The sequence below is a fragment of the Bosea sp. BIWAKO-01 genome (genome assembly GCF_001748145.1).
Lineage (GTDB): Bacteria > Pseudomonadota > Alphaproteobacteria > Rhizobiales > Beijerinckiaceae > Allobosea.
Map to the genome: position 1 here is coordinate 6,073,201 of NZ_BCQA01000001.1, position 13,873 is coordinate 6,087,073.

The following is a 13,873-nucleotide window of genomic DNA, read 5'->3' on the forward strand; positions in this document are numbered from 1 at the left end:
TGAGACAATTCAGGAGGTCACATGCCTGCAACGAAGCCTGTCTCCACCTCGCCAGCTCCGGACCAGATCGGAGCAACCGCCCTGGTCGACGAAGGCATGCGGATCGTCAAGGCGCAGCTTGCCTCGGCCAGGGTGCTGCCACAGAGCATCTGGGAAACCCAGTTCGCGATGGTCTCGGAAATTCTGGCCTTCATGGGGCGCCGAATGCAAGCCCAGGCCGAATTCTGCGCCAGGCTCGGCGACTGCAGGGAGATCGCCCAGGCGGTCGACGCCCAGCAGGATTTCGCCAAGGGAGTCAGCGGCGCCTATACCGACGAGGCCGAGAGACTGTCGACGCTCGCCCGCAGGAACATGGATGCCTGGACCGGGGTCGGCGCCCAGTATGTGTCGGGCTGGACGGGCACGAAAGCCGCAGCCTAGGCGTCTACCCGGAAACCTGTCTGAGCCGACATTCGTCGTTCGGCTCAGACCGTTCATCGGGTCGCCTTCGCCAGCGCTGTCGTCCGGCACGCCATTCGCCCCTGATCGGCGCTAAATAATAACTTCGGCACGACCTCACAACTTATTGATATCCAAAAATATTTGTCGATCGGACGGGGCGAGGAACCGGCGCCGATCAGGGGACAAAAAGCGCGCCGAACCACGACCGGCAGCATGACCCAAAGCTGGCCCCGAGCAGATTCCGGAAAAATCGGCTCTTGGCCGGTCCTGTGCCTGATCCGACCTTGGGGACGCGGTCGCAAACTGCCGCGGGACCACGTCACCGTTAGTCGGCGTCCGCGGAGCCCGCTGGCGAATTGCGTAAGCAATCGCGTCGCGATCAGCCGAAAAGGGCGGGTACGCTGAGCTTTGCATGGAGCGCATTCATCTGGGCAGGCTGGAGCCCGAGCGCCTGGCCGAGGCTCGCGAGGTACTCGGCCTCCGCCTGGCTGTCGAGGTCAATGCCGAGAACAGAGACCGTATAGACTTGCTGCTCAAGGCCCTTCGGCACCTGCTTCACGAGGCCCGCCACGTCGACCGGCGCGGCAAGCTCGCGGTTCACGAAGTCAATGTCCTGCGGCGAGGCGTCGCCAAGCGCTTCCATGATCTTCTGCCTTTCGCCATCATCGAGTTCGCCGTCGCACTTCGCCGCCTGCAGCATGGCTTTGAGCATGAGCCCCGCGGCGGCCTCCTGCTGCGGCTTGGGCGCGACATTGGGCTCCCCGGCATTCTGCAGGGATTGATTGAGCACATCCCCGAACGACCCGCCCGTCCCGGCCGGCTCAGCTTTGGCGCCACCGGATCCGGCGGCAGCCCCACCCAACGCCGAGGCGAGGCCCCCGATGATGGCATCGAGCCCGGTTCCGCCCGACGCAGGGCCTGCGCCCGGACGCGCGGCGCCCGTGGACGCTCCAGCGAGTTGTTCGAGCAGCCCGCCCAGACCGTTCGGCAAACCCGGCCCGCCTGCACTGCTGCCAAGGATGGAGCCCAGTATGTCCTGCAGGCCTGGCTGGGCCGCGCTCGCGCCGGCAGGCCCCCCGCGTTGCGGAGCGGTGGTGCCGCCCGCGCCGGCGCCCAGGATCGAACCGATCATGTCGCCGAGGCTTGGTTGCGTGCCGGAGGAGCCAGGATCGGGCGCCGATGCTCTGCCAGAGCCACCGTACTGGCCAACAGAGCCTTGGTTATCGGGGCTCGGGGCGGCTGGAGCGTTCGGACCTGCCGATCCGCCGAGGAGCGAGCCGAGCATATCGTTCATGCTGGTCTGTGCGCCGCCGCCTGGCGTCGCGGCCCCGTCTTTTCCCTTCTGGCCCAGCATGTAGCCGACGCCCTTGGCGGCGACGACGCCGATCGCAAGCTTTGCAAGCGTCCCAACGAGGCTCATGGCCTCCTCCGCAGCGGTGCAGATTGATTTACGGCCTGGCGATTATCCGAGTTAGGACCGCGACCTTCGAAAGAGTCAACTACGCGAGGCTCGGATAGCGTTGGTCTGATATTCCCTGGAGCGGGCCCGGTCCGGGACCGGGCAGTGCCTGCAGGCATGATGCTGGCCTGGGGGACAAGTGCCAGGTCGCCCAATTCGGAGCGCAGCCTTCGACGCGGCGGTGTCGTCCAAACGTCATATGCAGGAGTCCATGTTGGGGCGTCGAAGGCACTGCTTCGCAGCGCCAACCGTCAATACCGGCGACCGAGGCATTGAGAGGAAACGCGACTATGCATGACCTGCCGAAAAGCCTGATGGAACCGTGGAAACTGTCTCTGACCGCGGCCGTCAAGACACACAGGCTCGCCCTCGACAATGTGCGGAAGCTGGGCGAGCAGCAGCTGGACATGATGCGTGCCAGCATGGACCTGGGGTTTGCGCGCCTGAGGGCAGCTGCGGAAATTAGGGATGCCCAGGACCTGCTGGCTTTCCAGTCCGGCCAGATTGAGGCGGCGATGAGCCTGTCGGAGAAGCTGATCGCTGATGGCAAGGCGCTGGCTGACCTCGGCGACGGTATCTTGGCCGAGTGCGGCAGGTTGACTGAGGATGTCATCGGCCAGCCGGCGCTGCCCTTGCCGGCGCAGTCTCCAAGAAAGGCGGCCTGAGCGGCTCCCGGAACACGCTGTCATCGTCCGGTCCGTGGCGGGTTTCGGACCGGGCCCGGCGATGACGCGAGGTGGCGGCCGGGGCGGCAGACGCCGAGTTTCCGAGGAAGAGGAGAGATCCTCCATGCGAGCGAACGCTGTCGCTGAGATCCTTGCGAGCGCTGACGAGCGTGCGGCGTTCGACATGGCCTGGGTCCAGATCGAGCGAAACGGATTGATTGTCGTGGGCAACGAGGCGAGCAGGAAAGAATGGCTCGCTCGCATCATTCGGGCGCTTTTCTAGGTGCTGCCAGGAGAGGACGTTGCACCTCACGCCCTCCAGCGGTTCTACTCGACCGTTCCGATGTGAGCCTGCTGGATCGCGGCTCTTGCGGTGTGCAGAAGGACGTTGATCGCGACGCGCGGGCGAGACGGGAGCCAAGGCGGCTTTGACGGAAGTCGAATGCGTAAGCTTTGTTGATAACAATGTACTTGGAATTTCGATCGACATTGTTGGCAACACTGATTGCATCCTCAGCATATCGCCCTGCACATTTGCGGAACTTGAAGTCCAAATGTTTACGGCTAGAATTTTGTGAGTTGTGTTGAGGGGGAGTTGCGATGGCCTACCGCCCACACGATGTCATGTTCGGTTTCGCTGAGATGGACTGCGGTGCGCGCGTGGTCCTCGCCGTTCAAGGACACCCCTACCTGAGAGAGCCGAAGGTGGTCGAGATCGAAGGTCTCGATCTTAATGCCGAGCTGTGCCTGCAAAACGGCTTTTTGCCGATTGGGCCGAATATCTGGACTCTGGTCGGTGATACTGACCAGGAGATGGCAGCGCAGTTTCTGGCTCGACTCGGGCTGATTTACGGGGCTCGGATCGCGGATATGGAACAGGCGTTGAATTTTGAAGAAAGCCATTCCCCGGTGGGGCTGGGTTTCAACCGGATCGAATGGGCTGCGATGGTTGCGACATCCATCGCAGTGGCATCTTGGGTTGTCCTCTAACCAGGACGACTGAATCCAAAGTTCGGACGGCGCTTGTTGCTGGCGGGCGGTTGGCTCATGCCAATTGCTCTAACGGGACAGGCCCAGCGGCCGCTTCAATGTGACAACGCCATACTGTGTATTCGCGTCCGATCGATCTTCGTCATGGTCCGCAACGTCCACGCGCGTCGTGCCGTGTGGCTCGTGGTTCGATCAGAGCTTGAGTCAATTCTCGGGACTTTCATTTCCGAGCCGTGCTCAAGCGGCGGCCAGACGATCCTGCTGCTTCCTCACAGCCCGGTCGGGATCGTGCAGCCGGATCAGCACTGCGATCTCGGGTGGCTTGATCAGGCAGCAAGGGAAACCCGGATTGCGACGCTGCGCCGTTCATCCGGTCCCGGCCAGGTCCGCTGCCGACCGCCGAGATTGACAGCATGTTCGTGAACAGGAAGGGCTATGGGCGCTTCGCCTCACAGGAATGCTCGATGCTGCCGAGCATCGGATAGCCGGTCGCAGCAATCGTTGCGCGCAGCATGTCGTGGCATGCCCCATCGGCTGCGAGCCGCGCTGCGGCACGCTTGTCCTCGGCACTCGGATTCGCGGGCAGGTGAGCCCCGGCGCGGCAGAGACGGTAGGTAATCAGCCGCTCGATGAGCGGATTGAGTTCACCGAGTTTCAGCTTTTTCGGAATCTCTGGCGCAGCAGCGTCGAGATCGACGCCGACACAGGAGAATGGCTTGATGATCTCGGCCCATGATTGGGTGAAGAGCGTATCCTGCGCCAATGCGGCTGGGGCTAAGGAGAGCGCGACGAGTGCGCTTGCAAAACTGATGCGTTTCATGGGTGATCGTCTGTCCAGCCGGCCTGTCGTCCCAGTCAGGGCCGCGCCGCACGACAGATGCGGACAGCCACGCCATCGGCGGCATGAGGCCGGCCCGTTCGCTGGGTGATGCGCGGCAGAGAGGCCAAGCACCAGCGGCCTGGACCGTCGCGCACAGGCTTGCGGCGCAGGGGAAGCGCTAGCCGACCGGCCCGCTCGCGGTCTTGTCATTATCGGCCAAAAGCTTGCTCGATCGTGCCGCAGGAAGCGGAACGGCCTCGGCCAGATCAAGGATGCGGTCTCCATCAGCGAACGGCCCGCATCCGCCGAGGATCGCGCCGTGCCCGGCCATTGGGAAGGCGATCTGATCGGCGTGGCCCGGAACAGCTACGTCGCCACGCTGGTCGAGCGTCACTCGCGCGACGTGATGCTGGTCAAGATCGCCAACAAGGACACCGAGAGCGTCGTCTCCGCCCTGATCAAACAGTCCCGGAAACTGCCCGGCGAACTCTATCAGTCCCTGACCTGGGATCGGGGCAAAGAGCTCGCCGATCACAAACGCCTGGCTCTCGCCTCGAACGTCGAGGCCTACTTCTGCGATCCCAGGTCACCCTGGCAACGCGGCTCCAACGAAAACGCCAATCGGCTGCTGCGACAGTACCTACCTCACGGGACCGACCTGTCCCTGCAAAGCCAGGCCCAGCCAGCGCCATCGCCCGACAGCTCAACCAACGGCCAAGAAAAACCTTGCTCTATCGAACCCCAGCGGAGACATTCGCAGAGTGTGTTGCAGCGATCAGTTCAGCCCACCGTGGTGAGCTGACACTCCCATCCATCGCCTCAAGTCGCAGCAACTGAGCTGCGGATTTCGCACGCGTTTCCGGCTTCGCGGGGCGGGGGGCGATCGCGGAGCTTTCAGGGCAGGGCTTCGGCGGCGAACACCTTCTGGACGATCTGCCAGCGCCCGTTGAGGTAAAAGCACGACAGCAGGTCTGTCACTTCGCGGGGCGGGATCCGCAGGCGGAGCTTGAGCAGCGCCATGTCACGGGTCATGGCGATGGAGAGGATCTGGTCGGCGCGCACGGCGCCGGCATCCTGCGGTGAGGTCAGGTTCCTGACCGCGTCGAGCCAGGCCGCGACAGGGGTAACCACCACGCTGTTGCCATCGCCGCGCCGGGTGACCAGGGCGACAGGGTCGAAGATGCTCGCGAACCTGTCGGCGTCCATCGCGTAGGCGGCGTCGAAGTAGGTTTTCGCCAGGGCGACCAATCCATCTATGTTTCCCGTCGAGGGCGTGTCCTGCTGTGTCATGGTGTTTCCCTTCAAATTCAGCGTCCAGCAGAGTATAAAGACGCGGCGGCAAACTTTAATCTGCGCGCGCTAATCAGCCTTGTAAGCTGAGCTAAGCAATCGAAGGCGTTCATGAAAACTTCTCTTCTGTCTGCCGGAGGCTTCAACCAGCTCCGCGCCTTCGTGGCCGTCGCCGGTTCGCTGAACTTCAGCCGGGCGGCCGAGAACCTCGGTGTGTCATCCTCGGCGCTCAGCCAGATGGTCCGAGCGCTCGAGGAGCAGGTCGGGGTCAGCCTGTTCAACCGCACCACCCGCAGCGTCTCCCTGACCGAGGCGGGGGCCAAGCTGTTCGAACGGGTCCAGCCCGCCGTCGCGGAGCTGGCGGAGGCGCTGGGCGAGACCCGCGAGCGCCGCGCCCATCCCGCGGGGACCGTGCGGTTGCACTGTTTCCGGGCGGCGGCGGAGCTCTACCTGACGCCGATCCTCCGTGACTTCAGCGAGGCCTATCCGCAGGTCGTACTCGACGTCACCCTCGACGACGCCATCGTGGACATCGTGGCCGAGGGCTATGACGCCGCCATCCGCCTCGGGGAGGTGATCGACAAGGACCTCATTGCGGTGAAACTCGGCCCGGACCTACGCCAGACCGCGGTCGCCTCGCCCGACTATCTCGCCCGGCACGGGACGCCGGCCCATCCGCGCGACCTTCTCACCCATCGCTGCATCGGCTGGCGATGGCCGGGGCAAAAGACGCCGTACAAGTGGGAGTTCATGGAAGACGGCAAGTGGTTCGAGGTCGCCATCGACGGCCCCCTGATCTCCAACATGAAGGACTTCGGGGTGCAGGCGGCGGTCGACGGGGTCGGCGTCGCATTCGCCAGCCAGCAGCTGATCGCACCCCACATTGCTGAGGGCCGCCTTGTCGCGCTGCTCGAGACCTGGTCGGCTCCCTTTCCCGGTTACTACCTCTGCTATCCCGCCCAACGGCAGATGGCGCCGCCGCTTCGCGCCGTGATCGACGCCATCCGCGGCGGCTCGCGCGAGAGTAACGGCGTGGAGACGGCGGCGGCGATCGGCGCGGCTGTCCCCCGAGGTCTGCGCCCACACCAGTAACGCGAGGCGCACCGTCGCCAGGCGCATCAACAAGAGTTTTTAAACCTCGCCGGGGCTCATTGCTTTTCCGGCCGCGTGACCGCCGGGAGATTGTCGTGTCGCTGACGGTTGGAGCGCCTCGGGCGTCCGAGAAGGTTTGCAGTGGCGAACCGCTACATCTGCAATGGGTGGAGGCCGTGTGGAAACGTCTTTCAGGGTCGTGCTCTGACGATGCGACAGGGTCTGAGGGTCAGGCTCTCATGGCCTTCATCAACGTCGCCGCGCCGAGGATGGCGATGGCCCGCTTGAGATTGTAGGCCAGCACATGGAGGCTCATCTCGGTTCCGACATTGGGGAGGTGGCGGGTCAGGAAGTGACTTCGGCCCATCCAGTCCTTGATCGTGCCGAAGACGTGCTCGACCGTGCGCCTTCGGATCCGCATGGCGTCGGGCATGCGATCGAGCCGGCGCTGCATGGCCTCGATCACCACCTCGTGCTCCCAGCGCTTGATGCGGCGCTGCTTGCCGGTGGTGCATTGGTCTTTGACCAGGCAGGCTCCGCAGCCGTCGGCCCAGTAGGTATGGAGTGTCAGATCCTTCTCGACCGATGAGAAGCGCCATGTGAGCGTCTCGCCGGCGGGACAGCGATAGGTGTCGCTCGGAGCATCGTAGGTGAAGTCCTGCTTGCCCCAGCGCCCGTCGGCTTTGGCCCCTGATGTCAGGGGCTTGGGGACGATGGCGGAGATGCCGATCTCGTCGCAGGCCAGGACCTCCTCGCCTGAGAAGTAGCCGCGATCGGCCAGCACAGTCAGCGCACCGGCTCCTGTCGCATCCTTTGCCTGACGCCCCATGCTGGCGAGCTGGCTGCGGTCGTGGCCGATGTTGGTGACCTCATGAGCCACGATCAGATGATGTTTGGCGTCGACCGCCGCCTGAACGTTGTAGCCGACGAGGCCAGTGCCCTTGCCGTTGGTGGCCATGGCGCGGGCGTCGGGATCGGTCAGCGAGACCTGACGGTCTGGCGCCACCGCGACGACGTGGTCCATCGCCTGGAGGTCACGCATCTGCTGACGCAGGCGATCAAGCCGGTCCTTGAGGCGGATGCTGCGCATCTGCGCGACGTCATCCTCCTGCCGGTCGGCCGTATCGAGCAGCGACAGATAGCGTGCGATGCTTGCCTCCACCTGCTCCATCCGGCGACGGATCGCGCCGGGCGTGAAGTTCTTGTCGCGCGTGTTGACGGCCTTGAACCGGCTGCCGTCCACGGCCACGGTGCCGCCTGCCAGAAGGCCGAGTTGGCGGCACAGCACGACGAACTGCGCGCAGGCAGCCCGGATCGCAGCCCCATTGTCACGGCGAAAGTCGGCGATGGTCTTGAAGTCGGGCGCAAGCTTGCCCGTCAGCCACATCACCTCGACGTTGCGGCCGGCCTCGCGCTCCAGCCGGCGGCTCGACTGAACCTGGTTGAGGTAGCCGTAGAGGTACAGCTTGAGAAGGGTAGCGGGGTGGTATCCAGGCCGCCCCGTCGAGGCCGGGCCGGCAAAGCCCATCGTTCCCAGATCGAGTTCGTCGATGAAGACATCCACCACCCGGACCGGATTATCTTCGCTGACGTAGTCCTCAAGACAGTCGGGCAGGAGCAGTCTCTGCAGCCGGGTCTCGCCTTCGATGTAGCGCGCCATGCAAGCCCTCGGATCGCTCCAGAAAGCCTACCAGATCAGCCCGTTTCCACACAGCCTCGGTGGATAGCTGAACGTCGCGACCGCCGCCGCAAACGACCTGATCGCGCCAGTTGCAGACATTGGCGTCTTACCCCGAAGCAGACATTGCCAATCCGCTCGCCTGACTTCCGTTCCCGCCCCTTCTCAGACCCTAGCGAAGTCCGCTTTGCGGCAAGCTCGCCAATGTCAGGTTTCGAGCGAACACCTGATCACCGCTCTCGACCCATAGTCCACGCTCGCGGCTTTGCCCCGCTTGGTCAGGTCCTGACCATTTTTCGAAGACCTTGCTGCGGGAGGACCACGCACCCCTTAGCAGTAGCGCATCGCGGGAATCGGCGAACGGGAAATAAAGTCGGCGAGTGCGGAGTGCGCCGCCGTGATGTCTATGCGGCGGGCGCGGGCGGCGGCCTTGAGAACGCATCGAGAAAGTCGGGGGGGGCTGTCGCCCGTTGTCGATGTAGAAGGCATCGAGGCGACGGCGGGTGCCCGCCCCCGGTGCGAGGCCGAGGAATGCGGCCGCGTTCTGGTAAAAGAAACCGGGCAAATAATCGCGCCCGAGAACGTCCGTCATCACCTTCTCGAACGACGCCCGGTATTTTCGCGCACCCGGCAGCCGGCCGAGGAACGTCCAATCCGTTCCGTACATCAATCGCGCCTTGGCGGCGCGGGGCAGCCTGCGCATCTTCTCGACGAGGCTTCTCGTCTCCGGGTCATCGGTGCCTTCGAGAAAGTTGGCGACGTCGCCAACATCGGCATAAAGATTGGGATAGCGCCGGTCGGCATCGGCGAGCATCGCAGCCACTTCCGCGGTCCAGACGTTTGCGCCCCCTTTATCGTGAAAATTCCAAAGGCCGCCGGCATGGGCAAGGTTGAGGCGCAGCGTGGACATGTTGGGCAGGTCGAGAACGTCCTTCCAGAACTTCGGTCGCGCTTGTTGCATGGCCGCGTCGGTCGGGCCATTCGAGTAGCCGCAGTGCGCCATGATAGGCACTTCGTTCTCGACACAGAATTTGGTCCTTGAGGCGGATGCTGCGCATCTGCGCGACGTCATCCTCCTGCCGGTCGGCCGTATCGAGCAGCGACAGATAGCGTGCGATGCTTGCCTCCACCTGCTCCATCCGGCGACGGATCGCGCCGGGCGTGAAGTTCTTGTCGCGCGTGTTGACGGCCTTGAACCGGCTGCCGTCCACGGCCACGGTGCCGCCTGCCAGAAGGCCGAGTTGGCGGCACAGCACGACGAACTGCGCGCAGGCAGCCCGGATCGCAGCCCCATTGTCACGGCGAAAGTCGGCGATGGTCTTGAAGTCGGGCGCAAGCTTGCCCGTCAGCCACATCACCTCGACGTTGCGGCCGGCCTCGCGCTCCAGCCGGCGGCTCGACTGAACCTGGTTGAGGTAGCCGTAGAGGTACAGCTTGAGAAGGGTAGCGGGGTGGTATCCAGGCCGCCCCGTCGAGGCCGGGCCGGCAAAGCCCATCGTTCCCAGATCGAGTTCGTCGATGAAGACATCCACCACCCGGACCGGATTATCTTCGCTGACGTAGTCCTCAAGACAGTCGGGCAGGAGCAGTCTCTGCAGCCGGGTCTCGCCTTCGATGTAGCGCGCCATGCAAGCCCTCGGATCGCTCCAGAAAGCCTACCAGATCAGCCCGTTTCCACACAGCCTCCACCCTCTTGGGACCTTCGGCACGCCCGCTGATGGGCATGTCCGATGCCGTGAAGGCGATGCTGATACCTGTCCGCATCCGGCAGTATCGCAGATCATCCGATGCACGGAATCCCAAGCAGGACTCCTCCGTTCCGATCAATCCACTTGCCCGCCTCGGCCAGTGCCACCGCGATCGTCTCCTTGTGCACATTAAGGCTGACATAGGTGATAGGCTTCTCCATGCCCCGTCACCTATGCAAGAGGCTCGGTGCCGGACCACCCAGCGCAACCCTCGCAACCTGCATACTGTGAGACGGGGCGCCCCTATCTCAGGCGGACATCTGGTCTAGCGCGTTGGAGGAATACTGTCCGACGCGTGGCGGGGTTTGGCTAACCGCGTACGGTCCTTGCCGAGGCCGGTCGCTTCGAGAAGCCCCTTCCGCTTGGCATCGTAATAGTACCCGCTCCGATAGTAGCGGTCGGCGCGGTTCTGGTCGCGATCGGCCACGAGCCAGGCTCCCCGCAGATATTTGAGCCCATAGGTGAGATTGACCTCGGGATCGAGCAACCCCACTGCCGGGCCGGTGTAACCCATGCTGCGCGCCGTTGCGTGCTTGATCTGCATCAATCCAAAATGACCACCGTTCTGGGCGGTTGGGCGAAAGTTGCTCTCGCGCTTGACGATTCGCCGGACCAAATCCGAGGGAAGTTCGTAATGCGCTGACTGCTGTTCGATGATCCGGTCGATGCCTGCGCGCGCCGGGCCGCCTGGTGACCGAGGATCAACTGACTGTTCGCCGGAGTAAGGAAGCGGTTTCGCTGCCTCCGCGAACGTGTCGTCCGGAACGATGCATCCTCCAACCCCGGCAGACAGCAAGGTGATACCGGCTGCAACGAGACGTCTTTGCCACGGCAATCTGGCCTCCATCAGCTGATGAATCTGCTCACGGGGACGCCAACTCTGGGCTCAACCCATCCGCGGCACCTGCAAATTATGGAAGGTACGAATGGATGACTGGGCGAGCTTCAGGAGGAAAGGCCAAGTTCGGCCGCGACACAATAGGGATTCGAGTGACTTGCTTGGGTCGCGATGAGACGTAGCCTCGGCTTGCCAGGGCGCATGTACTACCGCCTCATCGAGCGTCTGCTTCCGGACCGAGATCGAAGGGCTAAAATCGACCCAACGCAGACATTCGCGGTGCACTGTCCGACGGTCGAGATGTGGCCCTTTGCCAACCGCTTCATCCAGAGCAGCCGGTGCCAGCCAACCTTCTCAGCTTCCTCCCAAAAGTCAGCGCATTTTGATTTAACTCAAAGTGACCAACCGCGATGGATGTTTGAATCCCTCATCGGCCCCGGCCTGTCGACGCTCGCCTGCAAGAGCATGGATGCCTGCACCGGGGTCGGCGCCCGGTGTGTGTCGGGCTGGACGGGTACCCAGAAAGCTGCGGCCTGGCCCTGTCACGAAGCCTGCCTGAGCTGGCCTTCGCCGCTCGGCTCAGACGAGCCAGGGACATCCTGCCGCGCTCCAGAGGCTCACCATGCCGGATGCTATCCGCTTGCACGACGAACGAGCCGCCTTTCGCGCTGTCGAGGTCTTGATCTGGCGCGATGGACCGGTTTGCCCGCATTGTGGGGAAAGGTCCCGCCTTGGCCGCCTCAGTGGGCCAAGCAGTTCGATTGGCACCTGGAAATGCTATCATTGCCGAAAGCCTTTCTCGGTGAAGCACGGCACGATCTTTCACAACAGCCACATTCCGCTCCATGTCTGGTTGCAGGGGCTTTACCTGCTGATGTCGAGCGGCCAACGCCTGAGTTTGCAAAAGCTCGGGCGAATTCTCGGCATCTCCATCCGGACGGCCTGTCATCTGAAGGGCAAAATCGCCGCAGGGCTCGCGGCGGAGGAAGGCCATGCCGATACTCCGCCTCCGGAGGCCTGGCCATATTTCGAAATCCGGGTCCCGCTGCCAGAGTGCTCGTCTCCGCCGAAACCAGGGCAGGCGATCTATCGGGCACGCTACGAGCGTTTCCTGGCCGCTCTCGACAATCTTGCTGCCCCGTGCAGCGATGCGGTTTTCTTTCAGGCTCTTCGGCGCTTGTTGTCGCAATCTTCGCGAACGGTCCCGCCACACTTCGCGTCAACCGTGGAGCAGCAGCTCGAATTGAGCCTGTTCGACGATCTCCAGCAACAGATCGGATGCTGGCGACAAGACGAGGCCAAGCTTTGGTAAGCCTCCGAGGCCGCGCCGACATCGGAAAATCAAGGCGCCTTGGCAAGAAGTGCGACGGCCATGTAGGGCTCGTGCTGTCTTGGGTCCGTGGCGAGACGCTGCGCAAAGCGCGCGAACAATTCATCCACTAATCTCGTCCGATCGCGAGACGAATCGATCAGTCTCGCGATCGTCGGACCGGACCAAGCTTGCGTCATATCGGCATGACGCTGCGCAAACGATAATCGGTCACCTGTCCGCTGAAAGTCATCCCAGCAAGGATCTGCCACCTTCAGAATCTCGATCCGCTCGACGACCAATTCTGCAAAGCTGCCGCCTTCCATAAATGGCGCTTGAACGTCTTCAGACGATCGAAGACCGATCGGGATAGTGATGCGACGCTGCTCCTCCTTCGACAAAAGCCCTTCGCGGCCCATGTCTTCAACGGTTGACCACAATTCGCCCAGGAGCCACTCCCAGCCCGACTCAGTTGCCGTTCTCGCGGTGAAGCCGGTCAGCAATTTGGCACCGGGCCGCATTTCGCTGGATCGGACCTGAAGGAAGCGACGCCAGTCGGCAGCTTGTTGCTGCCTCACCGCATCCATAACCTCGGGCGACTCGCTCATACCCGCCAGAATATGGTCGCTTGCCTGCGCGGGACTGCGGCTCATCCATTGCAAGGCCCAGGTCGTCCAGCCCAGGTGAATTCGACCGGGGGGAGAAGCGGGTGAAAGAATGATCGCCCGATGGCGGCCGGAAAGACATTCGCGGTGCCGGCCAAATAGCTGTTCGGCTCGTTTTCTAGGGCATCGAAAAGAGCGGAGAAATCATTTGAAGGCAGGTCAGTGTGAATGACTTCGATCGGGACGTTCGAGCCCGCCCTGTCACGCAGCACCTCGATCGCCATGCGTAGCGGAGCCATCGAGTTCCGCCCTTGCGAAGACCCATAGTCGACGATCGTCAATGGCCCGTCGTCGATCGTCACGGTTTGGCAAGCCATCTGCCACAAAGACGACAGCAACGAGATACCAGCGGCCTGCATACTGGAATGACGGTTGTAGAACCCGTCTCCTTCCATAGCCGAAAGATCGCGTTGAGTATCGCTCTTTGGCATAGGCCGGAATACTAGTGGAAATGCTCTGTCCTGTGAACAGACAGGGCACAGCGCTGACGGCAATGGGCCATGAGTGCCCGTTCGGACCTTGATCCATCACTGCTTTGGGGTGAGGACGTAGCCTCTCCGGGCCAGGCACCCGACATAAACATCCGTCATGAGCTGGGTAGCGTAGATCACCGGTGCTGTAAGCTGCGCCTTGCTGAACTCTCCCCTGCATACCGTCAAATCTTGCTGCGCTTGCTGCGCCAGAGCCGGACTGCTGCCGAAAACGTCCGCCTCCACCCTCCCCGCGACGATCGCAATGATGGCTCATGGGAAAGGCCCCGGCGGCTTCAGCAACCAGAATGATGGTCGTGGACGGGCACCTGGCATTGGGTTCGCGTCGGCAGCCTGTCCGCTCCGGTGCGGATCGCGCGCCGCTTCGTCGACGAACAGGATCCAGGC

General features: G+C 63.1%; 13 protein-coding genes and 3 pseudogenes. 7 read left to right on the forward strand and 9 right to left on the reverse strand.

Annotated features, from left to right (window positions below; all coding sequences use genetic code 11):
* Nucleotides 1-21: 21 nt before the first annotated feature.
* The gene (locus BIWAKO_RS28235; RefSeq protein WP_069881481.1) at nucleotides 22-420 is read left to right on the forward strand and encodes a hypothetical protein; all 399 of its coding nucleotides are present in this window, start codon (nucleotides 22-24) and stop codon (nucleotides 418-420) included.
* A gap of 400 nt (nucleotides 421-820) precedes the next feature.
* Here BIWAKO_RS28235 and BIWAKO_RS28240 read toward each other — a convergent pair whose 3' ends face one another.
* On the reverse strand, nucleotides 821-1,861 hold the full coding sequence (locus BIWAKO_RS28240) for a DUF533 domain-containing protein (RefSeq protein WP_084651938.1): 1,041 nt from the start codon (nucleotides 1,859-1,861) through the stop codon (nucleotides 821-823).
* A 329-nt stretch (nucleotides 1,862-2,190) separates the two neighbouring features.
* On the opposite strand from BIWAKO_RS28240, the gene BIWAKO_RS28245 reads away from it, so the two are divergent.
* The 3 genes from BIWAKO_RS28245 (at nucleotide 2,191) to BIWAKO_RS28250 (ending at nucleotide 3,555) form a co-directional block, all read left to right on the forward strand.
* Entirely contained in the window at nucleotides 2,191-2,565 is a 375-nt protein-coding gene (locus BIWAKO_RS28245; RefSeq protein ID WP_069881482.1) for a phasin family protein, read from the forward strand.
* 124 nt (nucleotides 2,566-2,689) lie between these two features.
* Nucleotides 2,690-2,848, forward strand: a complete 159-nt coding sequence (locus BIWAKO_RS36135) for a hypothetical protein (RefSeq protein ID WP_176733424.1) — start codon at nucleotides 2,690-2,692, stop codon at nucleotides 2,846-2,848.
* 317 nt (nucleotides 2,849-3,165) lie between these two features.
* Nucleotides 3,166-3,555: a hypothetical protein gene (locus BIWAKO_RS28250; RefSeq protein WP_069881483.1), complete on the forward strand. Its 390-nt coding sequence runs from the start codon at nucleotides 3,166-3,168 to the stop codon at nucleotides 3,553-3,555.
* Between the two features lie 433 nt (nucleotides 3,556-3,988).
* Here the strand turns inward: BIWAKO_RS28250 and BIWAKO_RS28255 are convergent, their stop codons facing one another.
* The gene (locus BIWAKO_RS28255; RefSeq protein ID WP_069881484.1) at nucleotides 3,989-4,375 is read right to left on the reverse strand and encodes a hypothetical protein; all 387 of its coding nucleotides are present in this window, start codon (nucleotides 4,373-4,375) and stop codon (nucleotides 3,989-3,991) included.
* 226 nt (nucleotides 4,376-4,601) lie between these two features.
* On the opposite strand from BIWAKO_RS28255, the pseudogene BIWAKO_RS28260 reads away from it, so the two are divergent.
* Nucleotides 4,602-5,212 (forward strand): annotated as a pseudogene (locus BIWAKO_RS28260) (IS30 family transposase); the annotation flags it as partial.
* A gap of 57 nt (nucleotides 5,213-5,269) precedes the next feature.
* On the opposite strand, the gene BIWAKO_RS28265 reads toward BIWAKO_RS28260, so the two are convergent.
* Nucleotides 5,270-5,665: a nuclear transport factor 2 family protein gene (locus tag BIWAKO_RS28265; protein ID WP_069881485.1), complete on the reverse strand. Its 396-nt coding sequence runs from the start codon at nucleotides 5,663-5,665 to the stop codon at nucleotides 5,270-5,272.
* A gap of 111 nt (nucleotides 5,666-5,776) precedes the next feature.
* On the opposite strand from BIWAKO_RS28265, the gene BIWAKO_RS28270 reads away from it, so the two are divergent.
* Nucleotides 5,777-6,757: a LysR family transcriptional regulator gene (locus BIWAKO_RS28270; protein ID WP_069881486.1), complete on the forward strand. Its 981-nt coding sequence runs from the start codon at nucleotides 5,777-5,779 to the stop codon at nucleotides 6,755-6,757.
* A gap of 229 nt (nucleotides 6,758-6,986) precedes the next feature.
* Here the strand turns inward: BIWAKO_RS28270 and BIWAKO_RS28275 are convergent, their stop codons facing one another.
* From BIWAKO_RS28275 to BIWAKO_RS28290, 5 genes and pseudogenes are all read right to left on the reverse strand, one after another.
* Nucleotides 6,987-8,417: an IS1182 family transposase gene (locus BIWAKO_RS28275; protein WP_069879486.1), complete on the reverse strand. Its 1,431-nt coding sequence runs from the start codon at nucleotides 8,415-8,417 to the stop codon at nucleotides 6,987-6,989.
* Nucleotides 8,418-8,607: 190 nt separating this feature from the next.
* Nucleotides 8,608-9,396 (reverse strand): amidohydrolase family protein, encoded by a 789-nt coding sequence (locus BIWAKO_RS28280; protein ID WP_371332105.1) that lies wholly within the window; start codon nucleotides 9,394-9,396, stop codon nucleotides 8,608-8,610.
* Nucleotides 9,397-9,463: 67 nt separating this feature from the next.
* Nucleotides 9,464-10,063: pseudogene (locus BIWAKO_RS28285) on the reverse strand (transposase); the annotation flags it as partial.
* 152 nt (nucleotides 10,064-10,215) lie between these two features.
* Nucleotides 10,216-10,344, reverse strand: coding sequence for a hypothetical protein (locus tag BIWAKO_RS37180; RefSeq protein WP_274533598.1), 129 nt, complete (start codon nucleotides 10,342-10,344; stop codon nucleotides 10,216-10,218).
* Between the two features lie 104 nt (nucleotides 10,345-10,448).
* Entirely contained in the window at nucleotides 10,449-11,030 is a 582-nt protein-coding gene (locus BIWAKO_RS28290; protein WP_069881488.1) for a lytic transglycosylase domain-containing protein, read from the reverse strand.
* A gap of 613 nt (nucleotides 11,031-11,643) precedes the next feature.
* Between BIWAKO_RS28290 and BIWAKO_RS28295 the strand changes: the two genes are divergently transcribed.
* Nucleotides 11,644-12,333 (forward strand): transposase, encoded by a 690-nt coding sequence (locus BIWAKO_RS28295; RefSeq protein ID WP_074471624.1) that lies wholly within the window; start codon nucleotides 11,644-11,646, stop codon nucleotides 12,331-12,333.
* 29 nt (nucleotides 12,334-12,362) lie between these two features.
* Here BIWAKO_RS28295 and BIWAKO_RS28300 read toward each other — a convergent pair.
* A pseudogene (locus tag BIWAKO_RS28300) lies at nucleotides 12,363-13,426 on the reverse strand (class I SAM-dependent methyltransferase).
* Nucleotides 13,427-13,873: the final 447 nt, after the last annotated feature.

Excerpts from the sequence above, each read along its gene's own strand:
- BIWAKO_RS28235 (WP_069881481.1), top strand. The coding sequence starts at position 22 with ATGCCTGCAACGAAGCCTGTCTCCACCTCGCCAGCTCCGGACCAGATC.
- BIWAKO_RS28240 (WP_084651938.1), bottom strand. The coding sequence starts at position 1,861 with ATGAGCCTCGTTGGGACGCTTGCAAAGCTTGCGATCGGCGTCGTCGCC.
- BIWAKO_RS28245 (WP_069881482.1), top strand. The coding sequence starts at position 2,191 with ATGCATGACCTGCCGAAAAGCCTGATGGAACCGTGGAAACTGTCTCTG.
- BIWAKO_RS36135 (WP_176733424.1), top strand. The coding sequence starts at position 2,690 with ATGCGAGCGAACGCTGTCGCTGAGATCCTTGCGAGCGCTGACGAGCGT.
- BIWAKO_RS28250 (WP_069881483.1), top strand. The coding sequence starts at position 3,166 with ATGGCCTACCGCCCACACGATGTCATGTTCGGTTTCGCTGAGATGGAC.
- BIWAKO_RS28255 (WP_069881484.1), bottom strand. The coding sequence starts at position 4,375 with ATGAAACGCATCAGTTTTGCAAGCGCACTCGTCGCGCTCTCCTTAGCC.
- BIWAKO_RS28265 (WP_069881485.1), bottom strand. The coding sequence starts at position 5,665 with ATGACACAGCAGGACACGCCCTCGACGGGAAACATAGATGGATTGGTC.
- BIWAKO_RS28270 (WP_069881486.1), top strand. The coding sequence starts at position 5,777 with ATGAAAACTTCTCTTCTGTCTGCCGGAGGCTTCAACCAGCTCCGCGCC.
- BIWAKO_RS28275 (WP_069879486.1), bottom strand. The coding sequence starts at position 8,417 with ATGGCGCGCTACATCGAAGGCGAGACCCGGCTGCAGAGACTGCTCCTG.
- BIWAKO_RS28280 (WP_371332105.1), bottom strand. The coding sequence starts at position 9,396 with ATGCAACAAGCGCGACCGAAGTTCTGGAAGGACGTTCTCGACCTGCCC.
- BIWAKO_RS37180 (WP_274533598.1), bottom strand. The coding sequence starts at position 10,344 with ATGGAGAAGCCTATCACCTATGTCAGCCTTAATGTGCACAAGGAGACG.
- BIWAKO_RS28290 (WP_069881488.1), bottom strand. The coding sequence starts at position 11,030 with ATGGAGGCCAGATTGCCGTGGCAAAGACGTCTCGTTGCAGCCGGTATC.
- BIWAKO_RS28295 (WP_074471624.1), top strand. The coding sequence starts at position 11,644 with ATGCCGGATGCTATCCGCTTGCACGACGAACGAGCCGCCTTTCGCGCT.